This window comes from Tabrizicola sp. (assembly GCF_041911175.1).
Lineage (GTDB): Bacteria > Pseudomonadota > Alphaproteobacteria > Rhodobacterales > Rhodobacteraceae > Tabrizicola.
Window position 1 is genome coordinate 77016 of record NZ_JAYRPN010000079.1, and the last position, 13199, is coordinate 90214.

Annotated in this window: 14 protein-coding genes; 7 read left to right on the forward strand and 7 right to left on the reverse strand. The window is 66.4% G+C overall.

The features are described from left to right. Positions 1–6 precede the first annotated feature (6 nt). From ACE3P6_RS10625 to dusB, 5 genes are all read right to left on the reverse strand, one after another. On the reverse strand, positions 7–1398 hold the full coding sequence (locus ACE3P6_RS10625; RefSeq protein ID WP_374394644.1) for a sigma-54-dependent transcriptional regulator: 1392 nt from the start codon (positions 1396–1398) through the stop codon (positions 7–9). Next, positions 1395–3674: an ATP-binding protein gene (locus ACE3P6_RS10630; protein WP_374394646.1), complete on the reverse strand. Its 2280-nt coding sequence runs from the start codon at positions 3672–3674 to the stop codon at positions 1395–1397. The genes ACE3P6_RS10625 and ACE3P6_RS10630 overlap by 4 nt, the downstream gene beginning before the upstream one ends. 99 nt (positions 3675–3773) lie before the next feature. After that, positions 3774–5138: a response regulator gene (locus ACE3P6_RS10635; RefSeq protein WP_374394649.1), complete on the reverse strand. Its 1365-nt coding sequence runs from the start codon at positions 5136–5138 to the stop codon at positions 3774–3776. Beyond that, positions 5138–6232, reverse strand: a complete 1095-nt coding sequence (locus ACE3P6_RS10640) for a nitrogen regulation protein NR(II) (RefSeq protein ID WP_374394652.1) — start codon at positions 6230–6232, stop codon at positions 5138–5140. Before ACE3P6_RS10640 ends, ACE3P6_RS10635 begins: the two co-directional genes overlap by 1 nt. Further along, complete coding sequence (dusB, locus tag ACE3P6_RS10645) at positions 6229–7206, reverse strand: tRNA dihydrouridine synthase DusB (protein ID WP_374394653.1); 978 nt, start codon at positions 7204–7206, stop codon at positions 6229–6231. The genes ACE3P6_RS10640 and dusB overlap by 4 nt, the downstream gene beginning before the upstream one ends. A 177-nt stretch (positions 7207–7383) precedes the next feature. On the opposite strand from dusB, the gene ACE3P6_RS10650 reads away from it, so the two are divergent. Genes ACE3P6_RS10650 through ACE3P6_RS10660 form a run of 3 tightly spaced genes read left to right on the forward strand, consistent with a single transcriptional unit; the run spans position 7384 to position 9469 of the window. Further along, on the forward strand, positions 7384–8502 hold the full coding sequence (locus tag ACE3P6_RS10650) for a bifunctional 2-C-methyl-D-erythritol 4-phosphate cytidylyltransferase/2-C-methyl-D-erythritol 2,4-cyclodiphosphate synthase (protein ID WP_374394656.1): 1119 nt from the start codon (positions 7384–7386) through the stop codon (positions 8500–8502). Beyond that, on the forward strand, positions 8499–9005 hold the full coding sequence (locus tag ACE3P6_RS10655) for a phosphatidylglycerophosphatase A (RefSeq protein ID WP_374394659.1): 507 nt from the start codon (positions 8499–8501) through the stop codon (positions 9003–9005). The genes ACE3P6_RS10650 and ACE3P6_RS10655 overlap by 4 nt, the downstream gene beginning before the upstream one ends. Beyond that, on the forward strand, positions 8993–9469 hold the full coding sequence (locus tag ACE3P6_RS10660; protein ID WP_374394662.1) for a CinA family protein: 477 nt from the start codon (positions 8993–8995) through the stop codon (positions 9467–9469). Before ACE3P6_RS10655 ends, ACE3P6_RS10660 begins: the two co-directional genes overlap by 13 nt. A 62-nt stretch (positions 9470–9531) precedes the next feature. On the opposite strand, the gene ACE3P6_RS10665 is transcribed toward ACE3P6_RS10660, so the two are convergent. Continuing rightward, positions 9532–10395, reverse strand: a complete 864-nt coding sequence (locus ACE3P6_RS10665; RefSeq protein ID WP_374394665.1) for a PHB depolymerase family esterase — start codon at positions 10393–10395, stop codon at positions 9532–9534. A 57-nt stretch (positions 10396–10452) separates the two neighbouring features. After that, positions 10453–10911 carry a type II toxin-antitoxin system RatA family toxin gene (locus tag ACE3P6_RS10670; protein WP_374394823.1) on the reverse strand — a complete coding sequence of 153 codons (459 nt, stop codon included), beginning with the start codon at positions 10909–10911 and terminating at the stop codon, positions 10453–10455. Positions 10912–11032: 121 nt separating this feature from the next. Here ACE3P6_RS10670 and hpt point away from each other — a divergent pair, with 121 nt between their 5' ends. Genes hpt through ACE3P6_RS10690 form a run of 4 tightly spaced genes read left to right on the forward strand, consistent with a single transcriptional unit; the run spans position 11033 to position 13117 of the window. Next, positions 11033–11581 carry a hypoxanthine phosphoribosyltransferase gene (gene hpt / locus ACE3P6_RS10675; protein WP_374394667.1) on the forward strand — a complete coding sequence of 183 codons (549 nt, stop codon included), beginning with the start codon at positions 11033–11035 and terminating at the stop codon, positions 11579–11581. After that, positions 11578–11967 (forward strand): hypothetical protein, encoded by a 390-nt coding sequence (locus tag ACE3P6_RS10680; protein WP_374394669.1) that lies wholly within the window; start codon positions 11578–11580, stop codon positions 11965–11967. Before hpt ends, ACE3P6_RS10680 begins: the two co-directional genes overlap by 4 nt. Positions 11968–11992: 25 nt before the next feature. Beyond that, a complete protein-coding gene (locus ACE3P6_RS10685) occupies positions 11993–12169 on the forward strand; it encodes a hypothetical protein (RefSeq protein WP_374394672.1) in 177 nt (58 codons plus the stop codon). Between the two features lie 60 nt (positions 12170–12229). Continuing rightward, complete coding sequence (locus ACE3P6_RS10690; RefSeq protein WP_374394675.1) at positions 12230–13117, forward strand: c-type cytochrome; 888 nt, start codon at positions 12230–12232, stop codon at positions 13115–13117. The last annotated feature ends 82 nt before the right edge of the window (positions 13118–13199 follow it).

Consider the following 13199-nt stretch of genomic DNA (forward strand, 5'->3'; position numbering starts at 1 on the left):
GCCCTGCTATTCCTCGAACTCCGAGAACCCCCTGCCCCCGCGCGTCGACCCGACCACGCCCAGCGATTTCAGCTTGCGGTGGAGTGCCGAGCGTTCCATGCCGACGAAACTGGCCGTGCGACTGATGTTGCCGCCGAAGCGGTTGATCTGGGTCAGGAGATACTCGCGCTCGAACAGCTCGCGCGCCTCGCGCAGGGGGAGCGTGGCGATGGTGCCGGTGAGCGAGAGCGTGGTATCCGCCTCGGGCTTCGGCTCGTTGCCGGGGATTTCCGAGGTGTCGATCGGCCCGGTGCCGTCGCCGAGGATCAGGATGCGTTCGATCACATTGCGCAGCTGGCGGATGTTGCCGGGCCAGGGCAGCGTCTGCAGCACGGTGTCGGCTTCCTCGGAGAGCGTCCGGTTCGGCAGGCCTTGCGTCTTGTGGAACCAGTCGATGAAGTGGCGGGTCAGTTCCGGCACGTCCTCGCGGCGGGAGGCGAGCGAGGGCACGGCGATGGGAACGACGTTCAGCCGGTCGTAAAGCTCTTGCCGGAAGCGGCCGAGGCCGATCTCGGACCGCAGGTCGCGGCAGGTGGAGGAAATGACGCGCAGGTCGACGCGGACCTTGTCGGTGCCACCCGCGCGGGTGAACTGCTGTTCGGTCAGCACGCGCAGGATCTTGCCTTGCGTGCCGAGCGGCATGTCGGCGACCTCGTCAAGGTAGACGATCCCGCCGTGGGCCTGTTCCAGAAGCCCCTGTTCCACCCCGCGTTCGGGGGTTTCGCGGCCGAAGAGCACCTCTTCCATCCGCTCGGGCTCGATCGAGGCCGAGGAGACGGTGACGAAGGGGGCGCTGGCGCGGCTGGAATGCATGTGGATGTAGCGCGCGGCCATTTCCTTGCCGGTGCCGGGCTCGCCGGTCAGCATGACCCGGGCGTTCGACTTCGTGACTTTGTCGAGGTTCGCTTTCAACGTCTTGAAGGCAAGCGAGGAGCCGACCATGTCGGAGGAGGTCACGTCGCGGCGGCGCAGTTCCTGGTTCTCGCGGCGCAGGCGGCTGGTTTCCATCGCGCGGGCGACGACGACCATCAGCTGGTCGATGTTGAAGGGCTTCTCGATGAAATCGTAGGCGCCCTGCTTGATGGCGGCGACGGCGATCTCGATGTTGCCGTGGCCGGAGATGATGACCACGGGGATGTCGGGGTTGTCGCGTTTCACCGTCTTCAGGATGTCGATCCCGTCAAGTCGACTGTCTTTCAGCCAGATGTCGAGGATCATCAGCGACGGCGGATCGGCGTTGATCTCGGCCATGCAGTCGTCGGAATTGGCGGCGAGACGGGTGGTGTAGCCTTCATCCTGCAGGATGTCACCGATCAGTTCGCGGATGTCCTGTTCGTCGTCGACGATGAGAATGCTCATGTCTGGGCCTCCTTCGTGGGCGGAGCGGCTTTCATGGGGATGTGGGAGCGCGCGCGTTTGCGGGCAGCGCGGGGCAGGCGGATCTCGGCCAGGGCGCCGGGATGGTCGTTGCCCGCGAACACCGGCGCGTCGAGAAGCGCAAGTGTGCCGCCGTGCTCCTCGATGATCTTCTTGACGATGGGGAGCCCCAGGCCAGTGCCCTTGTCGCGGGTGGTGACGTAAGGCTCGAAGAGCCGCGCGCGGTCGGGCGGCAGGCCGGTGCCGTTGTCCGCGATGCGGATCACGGCCTCGCTGTCGTCGGCGGACAGCGTGATGCGGATTTCAGGGAGGAAGCCTTCTGGCTTCGCCTTTTCCTGATAGGATTCAATTGCTTCACCGGCATTCTTGATCAGGTTGGTGAAGGCCTGGCCAATCATGGTGGGGTCGAGATCGAGGTGCAACTCGCCCGCAGGGATGTCCTTGACGAAGCGGACGCCGGGCTGGCCGTTTTCCTGCAGGAGGACCGCGCCCTTCAGCAGCGCGGCGAGGTCGCAGTCGCGGCGGTCGGGTTCGGGCATCCGGGCGAATTTGGAGAACTCGTCGACGATGCGGCGCAGGTCGTTGGTCTGGCGCACGATCACGTCGGTATATTGTTCAAGGTCCTCATGGTCGCGGACCTGGGTCGCGAACTTGCGCTTGATGCGTTCGGCGGACAACTGGATCGGGGTCAGCGGGTTCTTGATCTCATGCGCGATGCGGCGGGCAACATCGCCCCAGGCGGCCATGCGCTGAGCGCTGACCAGGTCGGTCACGTCGTCGAAGGCCACGACATAGCCTTCCAGATCCCCCGCCTCGGACCGGCGGGTGGACATGCGCACGAGGAGGCTTTCCAGCTTGCCCTTGCGGGTCAGGCGGACCTCGTCCTGCACGGCGTTGCCGCCACTGTCGCGCAGCCGGTCGAACAGGGCGGCGAATTCGGGGACGGCGGCGGCAATCGGCATGTCGGACTGGCCATCGGCGAAGTCGAGCAACCCTTCTGCAGCGCGGTTGACGAAGTCGATGTCGCCGTCGCTATCCAGACCGATGACTCCCGCCGTGACGTTCGACAGCACGGAATCGAAGAGACGCCGCCGGGTTTCGGTCTGGGCGTGGCTTTCCACCAGCGCCTCGCGCTGGCCCTTCAGCTGGCGGGTCATCTGGTTGAAAAGGCGGCCAAGCGAGGCGATCTCGTCGTCGCCCTCTTCTTCGGTGACCTGCACGTCGAGATCGCCCCCCCCTACCCTTTCCGCCGCCCCTGCCAACCGCCCCACGGGCCGCGACAGGCGTTCCGCGAACCAGAGGCCAAGCCAGATGGCGGCGAGGATCAGGATCAGCGCAAAGCCAAGGTAGATCAGGCCGAAGTTGAACAGGAGCCGGCCGCGTTCGGATTCAAGCTGGTTGTAAAGCTGGACGGTTTCCTGCGTTTCATCCAGGAGCGACAAGATCGAGCCGTCCACCGTCCGGGTGACGTAGAGGTAGCGGTCGGTATAGGCGTCCAGCAGGACCAGCGCGCGGAATTCGTTGTTCGACCAGTCGGGGATCAGGACGGTGTTGCCTTCCCTGGCAAGCCGCAACTGTTCGTCGGTCAGGTCCTCGAAGTCGAAGAGGTAGGAGCGTTCGCCGCGGGTCTTCATCGCGCCGGTGCCGTCGACCAGATAGGCCTCTTTCAGCCCGCGCTGGATGACCGCCTGCGCCTGCGACAAGAGCGGGCGCAACTGGTCGTCCCGCAGGAAGGGGCTCTTGCGCTTGGCATCGTTCAGATACCCCGCAAGGGTGACGACATCGGCGGCGAGGTCGTCGCGCTGCACCGCCTCGTAGGCCTGGGCGGCGGAGAGGGATGACCCGACGACCGAGCGCACCCGGTCGGAGAACCAGCCTTCGAGGCCGATGTTGATCGAAAGGACGGCGAAGACTGCGACCAGAACGGTCGGGATCAGCGCGATCAGCATGAAGACGCCGGAGAGCCGGAGGTGCAGCCGCGACCCGGCGGAACGGGACCGGCGGTCGGCGACAAGCCGGATGACGCGGGCGAGGACGAGGGCCGCGATGACCAGGACGTAGATCAGGTCGGCCAGCAGGATCAGCCGCAGCGTGGGCGATCCGGCATCCTGGTTGAAGGGGCCAAGCGCGAGGAAAGTGGCGACCGCAAGGACAGGGCCCAGGAAAACCAGCCCGAGCGTCAGCGCCGTTTGCACCCGGCGCTGACGGCGCAGGCGCGAAAAGCGCAGCCAGACATCCCTGTGAACCGCCCGCTCCACCCTGCCCCATCCGTCAGCCGGTGGTTTGCCCACCTTGCCACACCATATCTAGTTGTGCGGCGGGGTGAAACCGAAAAGACACAGGTAGGCGTTGCGCCGCTACATCAACTTTCGGCGACGGCTGACGCGGATGTCGAGGTCGGTGATCTTCTTGCGCAGCGTGTTGCGGTTGATGCCGAGGAGATCGGCGCATTTCGCCTGGTTTCCGGCCGTGGCATCGAGCGCGATCTCGATCAGCGGCAGTTCCACTTCGCGCAGGATGCGCTGGTAGACGCCGGGGGGCGGCAACTGGCCGCCGTGCAGGTCGAAGTAGCGCTTCAGGTGGCGCGCGACCGAGGCGGAGAGCCGGTCGCCCTCGCCCGCGCCGGTCAGGGGTTCGGGGCTGGGCTGCTGGCCAAGGACCTGCTCCACTTCGGCCTTGGCGATGTCGGTCTCGGTGGCGGTGACGAGGAGGCGGCGGATGGTGTTTTCCAGTTGGCGAACGTTGCCGGGCCAGGAACAGGCGCGGATGAGGTCGGTGGCGCCCTGCGACAGGCGGCGGATGGTGCCGAGGTCGCGTTCGCCCTTGGCGAGGAAATGTTCGGCGAGGAGGGGAATATCCTCGACCCGTTCGCGAAGCGAGGGGACGTGCAGGGTGACGCCGCCGAGCCGGTAGTAGAGGTCCTGGCGGAACTGGCCCGCCTCCATCCGGGCGGCGAGGTCGGTCTGGCTGGTGGCCATCACCCGGGGGGCCTTGTCGCCCAGCATGTCGAGCATCCGCACCACGCGTCCTTGAATGTCGGCGTCGTAGTCGGCGATCTCGTCGAAGACGATGGACCCGCCGCGGGCCTTGGCGAGGAGGGTCGCCGGGCCGTCGATGCCTTGCAGGTCAGCGGATTGGGCAACCACGAAGGGCAGTGTCCGGCGGTCGGAGAAATCGTGGATCGCGCGGGCGATCAGCGACTTGCCGGTGCCGGATTCGCCGGTGATCAGGACGGCGAGTTCGGTGTTCATCACACGGGCCACGAGCCGGTACAGCGCCTGCATCGCCGGGGTGCGCCCCACCAGCGGCAGGTCATCCCCGGCCTCGCGCGCGGGCACCACCACTTTGGCCGCGTGGCGCTTCTGATCCAGCGCCTTGGCGGAGCGTTTCATCAGATCGGGCAGGTCGAAGGGTTTCGGCAGATAGTCGAAGGCTTCCGCCTCTGCCGCCTGGATCGCGGTCATGATCGTGTTCTGGGCGCTGATCACGATCACCGGCAGGCCGGGCCGCATCTTCGATATGCGGGGCAGCGCGTCGAGGCCGTTGCCGTCGGGCATGATGACGTCGCTGATCACCAGATCGCCCTTCCCCTCCTCGACCCAGCGCATCAGGGTCATCAGGCTGGAGGTCGCGTGGACCTTGCACCCCGCCCGGGTCAGGGCCTGGGTCAGCACGGTGCGGATCGTGCGGTCGTCGTCGGCGACAAGGACGGTGCCATCCATTACTTCGCTTCCTTCCTTTCGCGCGGGGCCATCGGCAGGGACACGCGGAACACGGTGCGGCCCGGGGCGGAATCGACGGTGATCCAGCCCTCATGGTCGCTGACGATCTTGGAGACGAGCGCGAGGCCGAGGCCGGTACCGTTCTCGCGGCCCGAGACGAAGGGCTCGAAGATGTTGGCGGCGATCTCGGGCTTGATGCCGGGGCCGTCGTCGATGATCTCGACATTCAGGGGCAGTGCGGCGGAGGCGCCATCCTTGCGGCGTAGGCGCAGGCTGAGGTCGTAGAAGGTGTGAAGCCGGATCGTGCCGCCCTGCTTGCAGGCCTCGGCGGCGTTCTTGATCAGGTTCAGGAACACCTGCATCAGCTGGTCGCTGTCGGCGAAGGTGGGGGGCAACGAAGGGTCGTAGTCCTCGGTGATGGTCATGTGGGCGGCGAAGCCGACAAGGGCCGACTTGCGGGCGCGGTCCAGCGCGTCGTGGATGTTCACCGGCTTCCGATCAGGGGGCCTGAGGTTGCCGAATTGCTCCACCTGTTCCAGGAGCTTCACGATGCGGCGGGTTTCCTCGACGATGAGATCGGTCAGTTCCTGATCCTCGGGGGTGAGGTTCATGCTGAGGAGTTGTGCCGCGCCGGAAATCCCGGCGAGCGGGTTCTTGATCTCATGCGCCAGCATCTCGGCCATGCCGATGGCGGACCGCGCGGCGGTCTTCGCGCCCATCGAACGGCCCAGCCGGTCCGCCAGTTCGCGGGGGGACAGGATCAGCATGACGATGTCGGGGTTGTCGTGCATCGGCGCGAGGTGGACGGTGCATTGCAAGGGCGGGCGGTCGCCGGTCGTCACGTCCACGTCGTTGATGTTCAGGGGCGACTGGTTGGCGCGGACACGGGAGAGCGCCTCTTCCATCGGGGCCTCGATGGCGAGGCGGTCGAAGACGGGCTGGCCGCGCAGCGCCTTCTGCGAGGTGTTGAGGAAGGTCTCGGCGGCGGGGTTGGCTTCGAGGATCGTGGCGGCCTGGTCGATCAGCAGCGTCGGGAAGGGCAGCGAGGCCCAGATGACGCCCGGCACCGGATAGGGCGCGCGGTAGGGGGTCATGCGGCAAGCTCCAGTTCCGCAAAGGCCTGTTCGATGAGCTGGATCACCTCGGCCGGGTCGGTGGAGGTGAGGATGGGGTCGCGCGCATGCGGCAGGCCCGCTTCGTCGAGATACCAGCCGAGGTGCTTGCGGGCCATGCGCAGGCCGAGGTCACGACCATAGAAGGTGAGCATGTCGTCATAGTGGTCGAGGATCATCCGGCCAAGCGCGCCGCCTTCGGGGATCTGCGGCGCCGGGGTGCCGTAGATCTCATGCGCCACCTGCGCGAGTTTCCAGGGCGCGCCTTGTGCCCCGCGGCCGATCATCACGCCGTCGGCACCGCTCTGGCGCAGGGCTTCGCGCGCGGTGGCGGTGTCGGTGATGTCGCCATTGGCGATGACGGGTATGGTGACGGCCTCTTTCACCGCGCGGATGGCGGCCCAGTTGGCGTGGCCCTTGTAGAACTGGCAGCGGGTGCGACCGTGGATGGTGATCAGCTGGACGCCCGCCGCTTCTGCCCGGCGGGCCAGCTCCGGTGCATTGTGAAGAGTATCGTCCCAGCCGAGGCGGGTCTTCAACGTGACGGGAACCTGCACCGCCTTCACCACCGCCTCTATCAGGGCCAGCGCAAGGTCGAGGTCGCGCAAAAGCGCCGAGCCGCAGAGGCCGGTCGTCACCCGTTTCGACGGGCAGCCCATGTTGATGTCGATGACCCGCGCGCCCTGCCCTTCGACGAAGCGCGCGCCTTCGGCCATCCAGTAGGGGTCGCGACCGGCAAGCTGGATCGAGGTCGCCTGTTCGCCGAAGCCAAGCTCCGCCCGGGCGCGGGCTTCGGGCTGGGCGCGGACGACTTCGGCGCTGGCGACCATCTCGCTGACCACCAGCCCGGCGCCGAAGCGGGCGACGAGGCGACGGAACGGCAGGTCGGTGATTCCGGCCAAGGGGGCCAGGAAGACCGGCGGGGTCAGCGTCAGCGGGCCGAGGGGAACGGGCAAAGCCTTGTCCTTGTGCGTTTGACTAAGGGCTAGCCTGCGGTCGGGTGCGGACCAAGGCAGCGATGCGGGATTATGACTGAAAAACATGCGATGCACAAATTTTGGGCAGTCCGTGAGGGAAAGCGCCAGATTGTCATGCAGGTCGGGCTGGATTAGGCAGGGGCGAAGGAAGGTGCCATGCAGACAGCCGTGATCATCGTCGCCGCCGGTCGCGGCAGCCGCATGGGCGGCGAGGTGCCGAAGCAATGGCAGATGCTTCAGGGCAAGCCGGTGCTGGCGCATGTGCTCGCGGCCTTCGCCGGGATGCGGGTGCTGCTGGTGATCCACCCCGAGGACCGGGCGCGAGCGGAAGCCCTGGGGGTGCCGCTGGTCGAAGGCGGCGCGACGCGGGGGGCCTCGGTCCTGGCCGGGTTGCAGGCGCTGGAGGGGATGGGGATCGAGGCGGTGCTGATCCATGACGGGGCGCGACCGCTGGTTTCGCCCGCGCTGCTCAAGCGGCTGGTCGCGGCGCTGGAGCGGCACGAGGGCGCGGCCCCTGCCCTGCCGGTGACGGATGCGCTGTGGCGGGGTCAGGACGGGCGGGTTGCGGGCACGGTGGACCGGGCGGGTCTATACCGGGCACAGACGCCGCAGGCTTTTCGCTTCGCCCCGATCCTTGCCGCGCATCGGGCGCATCCAGGCGGGGCGCTGGACGATGTGGAGGTGGCGCGGGCGGCTGGCCTTGACGTGGCGATCGTCGAGGGCGAGGAAGCCAACCTGAAGCTGACCTATCCGGGCGATTTCGCAAGGGCCGAGGCGATCCTGAAAGGGCAAGCGATGGATGTGCGGTTGGGCAACGGCTATGACGTGCATGCCTTTTGCGAGGGGGATCATGTCTGGCTCTGCGGGGTGAAGGTGCCGCATACCAAGGCGCTGCTGGGCCATTCGGATGCCGACGTGGGGATGCATGCGCTGACCGATGCGATCTACGGCGCGCTGGCGGAAGGCGACATCGGGCGGCACTTCCCGCCCTCTGACCCGCAGTGGAAGGGGGCGGCGAGCCACATCTTCCTGAGCCATGCCATCGGGCTGGCGACGCGACGGGGCTACAAGCTGGCGAATTGCGACGTGACGCTGGTCTGCGAACGTCCGAAGATCGGCCCGCATGCCGCTGATATGCAAGCGGAACTGGCGCGGATCATGGGGGTGGATGTGGGGCGGGTATCGGTCAAGGCGACGACTTCGGAACGGCTGGGCTTCACCGGGCGCGAGGAAGGCATCGCGGCGATTGCCACCGCGACGCTGGTGGCGGCATGAGCCGCCTGATAGCCACCTTCTTCGGCGCGGGGTTCCTGAAACCGGCTTCCGGCACCTGGGCAAGCGCGATCACCGTGGCACTGGCGGTCGCGGCCTATCAGGCGGGCTGGGCGCTGGCGGTGCCTGCGGGCTTCGTCGTCGCGACGCTGGCGGGGTTCTGGGCGGTGCCGGGCTACCTGCGGGCGACGGGGGGCGAGGATCCTTCCGAAGTGGTGATCGACGAGGTGGCGGGGCAGTTATTGGCGCTCTCTTTCACCGTGATCCCGCTCTGGCGCCATCAGGTGCCCGACCTGCTGACCGGGGCCTGGCCGGGCTGGGTGGTGCCGTTCCTGCTGTTCCGGCTGTTCGACATCTGGAAGCCCTGGCTTGTGGGTCGCGCCGACCGGCGGGGCGATGCGGCGGGGGTGATGCTGGATGACCTCTGGGCCGGGCTTTTCGCCGGGCTTTGTTCGGTCGCTCTGGCGGGGGCCTGGCATGGCCTGGTGCAACCGTGGCTGGGGTAGCGGTCGCCGACCTTCTGGCGCGGGCGCGCTATTGGGGCCTCAAGGTCGCCACGGCGGAAAGCTGCACCGGGGGCATGGTGGCGGCGGCGCTGACCGAGGTGGCGGGGTCTTCGGACGTGTTCGAGCGCGGTTTCGTCACCTATTCCAACGAGGCGAAGATGGAGTTGCTGGGCGTGAAGGCGGAAACGCTGGAAGCGCATGGCGCGGTGTCCGAGGCGGTCGCGCGCGAGATGGCGGAGGGCGCGCTGGCCCATTCCCGCGCCGACCTTGCGGTGTCGATCACCGGGATCGCCGGGCCGGGCGGATCGGAGCACAAGCCCGAGGGCCGGGTCTGTTTCGGCCTGGCGCGCAAGGGCCGGGCGACGCGGGTCGAGACGGTGGAGTTCGGCGCGCGCGGCCGGGCCAAGGTGCGCGAGGCCTCGATGCGGCACGCGCTGGAGTTGCTGGCCGAGGCGATGGGGTAGCGCAAATCCTTTAAGTAAAGGATTTGACAAATTTCTTACTCAAGAAATTTGACGCCGGAGTATTACGGGATCGCCTTGAAGAAGCGCAAAAGCTCGGTGTTCGCGTCGATCTCCTGCGTCTTGCCCTCGCCCATCCGCGCCTTGCGCCCGCCGGGCCAATGATGCGCGCCGCCCTCAACCGTCATCAGCCGCAACACCACCCGACCGCCCTTCTGGTAGTCGGTGACGATGACCGAAGTGCCGTCGTCCTTGCGGTCGATCACCTGCGAGGATTCGCGGACGCTCCCCCAGGGGGCCAGGAAGTCCTGCACCACCGACGCGACCGAGGCGAAGTCGGTGCGGGTATGGCTGTTCTCGCCGGGTCCACCGTCGTAGGGAACGTTCTCGTCGGCAGTGCCGTGGATGATCAGCGCCGGAACCTTGCCCCGCACGCGGATATGTCCGGTGTCCATCGTGCCCGAGATGCCGGCCACGGCACGGACCAGGCCGGGGTTCTTGGCGGCGAAGGTCTCCGCCAGGATCGAGCCGTTTGACATGCCGGTGATGTAGATGCCGGTGCCGTTCGTGCCGAAGCGGGCGGCGGCATCGCGGATCACCTGCTTCAGGAACCCGATGTCGTCCACATCCTTCCGCGCCGCGTAGCCGCAGCAATAGCCGCCGTTCCAGGTGAGCAGCTTGTCGCGCCCCCTGCCGCTGCCCGCCGGGAAGGCCACGGCGAAGCCCGCGCGGGTCGCGGCGACGGCGAGGCCCGAGGATCGGGCGAACTGATCGGGATCGCCGCCCCCACCGTGCAGCGCGAGGATCAGGGGGGCGCCCTTGGGGTTGGCGGGCAACGCTATTTCGTAGAAGCGGTCGCCAAGGCGGACGGTCTCGGCGGCGGCGGGGACAGGCAGCAGCAGGGCGATCAGCAGGGCAAGCTTGCGCATGGGGTTCCTCCGGTTGGACGTGAAGGCTTCACGCCGCAGTGAGAGGTTTCCGTCGCGTCACAAAGGCCCCGGCCCATAGAGTTCCGCCGCGCGACGCTCGAAGGCGCGGACGATGCGGTGCATGGCGTCGTTGAACACCACGCCGATGATGCCTTGCAGGATGGTGTTGCGGAATTCGAAATCGACATGGAAGTCGACCTCGCAGCCCCCCGGACTGTCGCGGAACGCCCAGTTCGACTTCATGTGCCGGAACGGGCCGTCGAGGTATTCGGTGTCGATCCTCATCTGTTCGGGCCAGAGCGTGACCCGGCTGCCGAAGCGTTCGCGGAAGACCTTGAAGCTGATCACCAGGTCGGCCTCCATCACCTCGCCCCCGCCCGCGACGGGCTGGCGCGACCGGATGCGGGCAGCGGCGTTCCAGGGCAGGAATTGCGGATAGGAGCCAACATCGGCCACCAGATCATACATCTGGCGGGCGGTATAGGGCAGGCGCTTGGTCTCGGAATGGGTGGGCATCGTGGTCCTTTGACCCGAGATGTGGCCCGGCCTGCCGCCAAGATCAAGCGGGCGGCGTGTCACGGCCTAGGCAACTGTGGCTTTGGGCGCTAGGAAAGGGGTGCAGCAACCGGATGACACCATGCCCGACCGCCCCTATGTGATCGACCAGATGATCAGCGCCAAGTCCATCGCGGCCCGGGTCGAGGCGCTGGCGCGCGAGATCACCCTGCATTTCCAGGGCTGTGACAAGCTGGTGGTGGTGGGCCTGTTGCGCGGGTCCTTCGTCTTCATCGCCGACCTCGTGCGCGAGATCGACCTGCCGGTCGAGGTGGATTTCCTGGAGGCGTCCAGCTACGGCGATTCCATGCATTCCAGCCGCGAGGTCCGTATCCTGAAGGACCTGCGGGGCGAGATCGCGGGGCGCGACGTGCTGGTGGTGGAGGACATCATCGACACCGGCTTCACCCTGTCGCATGTGCTGCACCTGCTGAAGGCGCGGGAACCTGCGCGGCTGAAGACCTGCGCGCTTCTGGACAAACCCTCGCGCCGGGAAGTGCCCGTCAAGGCCGATTGGACCGGGTTCGAGATCCCCGACGAATTCGTGGTGGGCTACGGCATCGACTTCGCGCAAAGGAACCGCAACCTGCCCTTCATCGGCAAGGTGCGGTTCACGGGGGATGAAGAATGAAAGTCCGGCAGGTACTGGCGCTTGTTTTTCTCGCCTTCCTGCAAGCCGAAGGGGCGACGGGTCAATCCTTCTCTTGCCCCATAGGCCGCGAGCCTGCCTGCCTGGACTACGGGGATAGAGTTGTGGACCAGTCCGCAGCTTGCTTTGATACCTATCAATGCAACTACGAAGGCTTCACCTGCAAGTCACACCTTTCGGAATGTTCTGCAGAGTACGATAGAATTCAAAGCGAATACAATGATCTAGTCGACAAGCACAACACCTTGATCAGAGACTTCAACACGCTTCAGGAAGCATCCCAGTCGATGGAAAGCGATCTTAGAGAAATCAAGGATTGTATCCGATCCGCTGACAGCATCGAGGATGCGCAGGCATGTATGTACTGATAGCTAAGCTGATGCAGGTGGGGAATTGAACCAGCTTCACTGGCTGCTGCGCGCGAAGCGCTGGGTGCAGAACCCGCCCTCGCCGGGGCGGGTGAAGCTGGTGTTCGCCGTCATCGCGATCTGCCTGGTGATCGTCGGGATCGAGCATTTCATCGGCTGGCCGGACTGGATGACGGTCAACCGCCTGCGCCAGAAACCGTGATTGGACGCAGGGCGACCGTCGGGTAGGTTCGCCGAAAGGTTGTGGAAGCGGAGTGTTGCAATGCGGGTCATGCGCTGGCTGATCGTCCTGGGCCTGGTCGCGGCGGGGGGGCTTTATGTGCTGGCCCGACCGAAGCCACTGCCCGAATCCGCCGTCGCCGGCCTGACGGGCGACCCGGCCAAGGGCGAGCTGGTGTTCTGGGCCGCCGGTTGCGCCTCCTGCCACATGGCGCCGGAGGCCAAGGGAGAGGCCGAGCTGGTGCTTTCGGGCGGGCAGCGCTTTCCGTCCGCCTTCGGCACCTTCATCGCGCCGAACATCAGCCAGGACCCCGAACACGGCATCGGCAAGTGGTCGCTTCTGGACCTGGCGAATGCGATCACCCGCGGCGTCAGCCCCAAGGGGGAACATTACTACCCCGCCCTGCCCTATGCCTCTTACGCCAAGATGGAGATGCAGGATGTGGCGGATCTCTATGCCTTCATGAAGACCCTGCCCGCCGATCCGACCCCCAGCCAGCCGCACGAGCTGGCCTTCCCCTTCTCGATGCGCGAGACGCTGGGGCTGTGGAAGCTGCTGTTCCTGTCGAAGGACTGGGTGCTGCCGGGCAACCTGACGCCCACCGCCGCGCGCGGTCGCTATATCGCCGAGGCTCTGGCCCATTGCGGCGAATGCCATACTCCGCGCAACATGCTGGGTGGGCTTGATACCTCGCGCTGGCTGGGCGGGGCGCCGAACCCGTCGGGCGACGGCAAGGTGCCGAACATCACGCCCGACAAGCTGAAATGGGCAGCGGCGGATATCGTGCAGTACCTGACGACCGGCTTCACGCCCGAGTTCGATGTGGTCGGCGGCCACATGGCCCATGTGGTCGAGAACATGGGACGGCTTCCGGAAAGCGACCGGCTGGCGGTGGCGGAATACATCCTGGCCGTGCCGAGCGTGCAGTGATCGCGCGGTTCATCGCGCAACTGGCTGTTGATCGGCAGGAACCTGCCATAAACCAAAGGGATAAACCCCGGACATAGTTCAT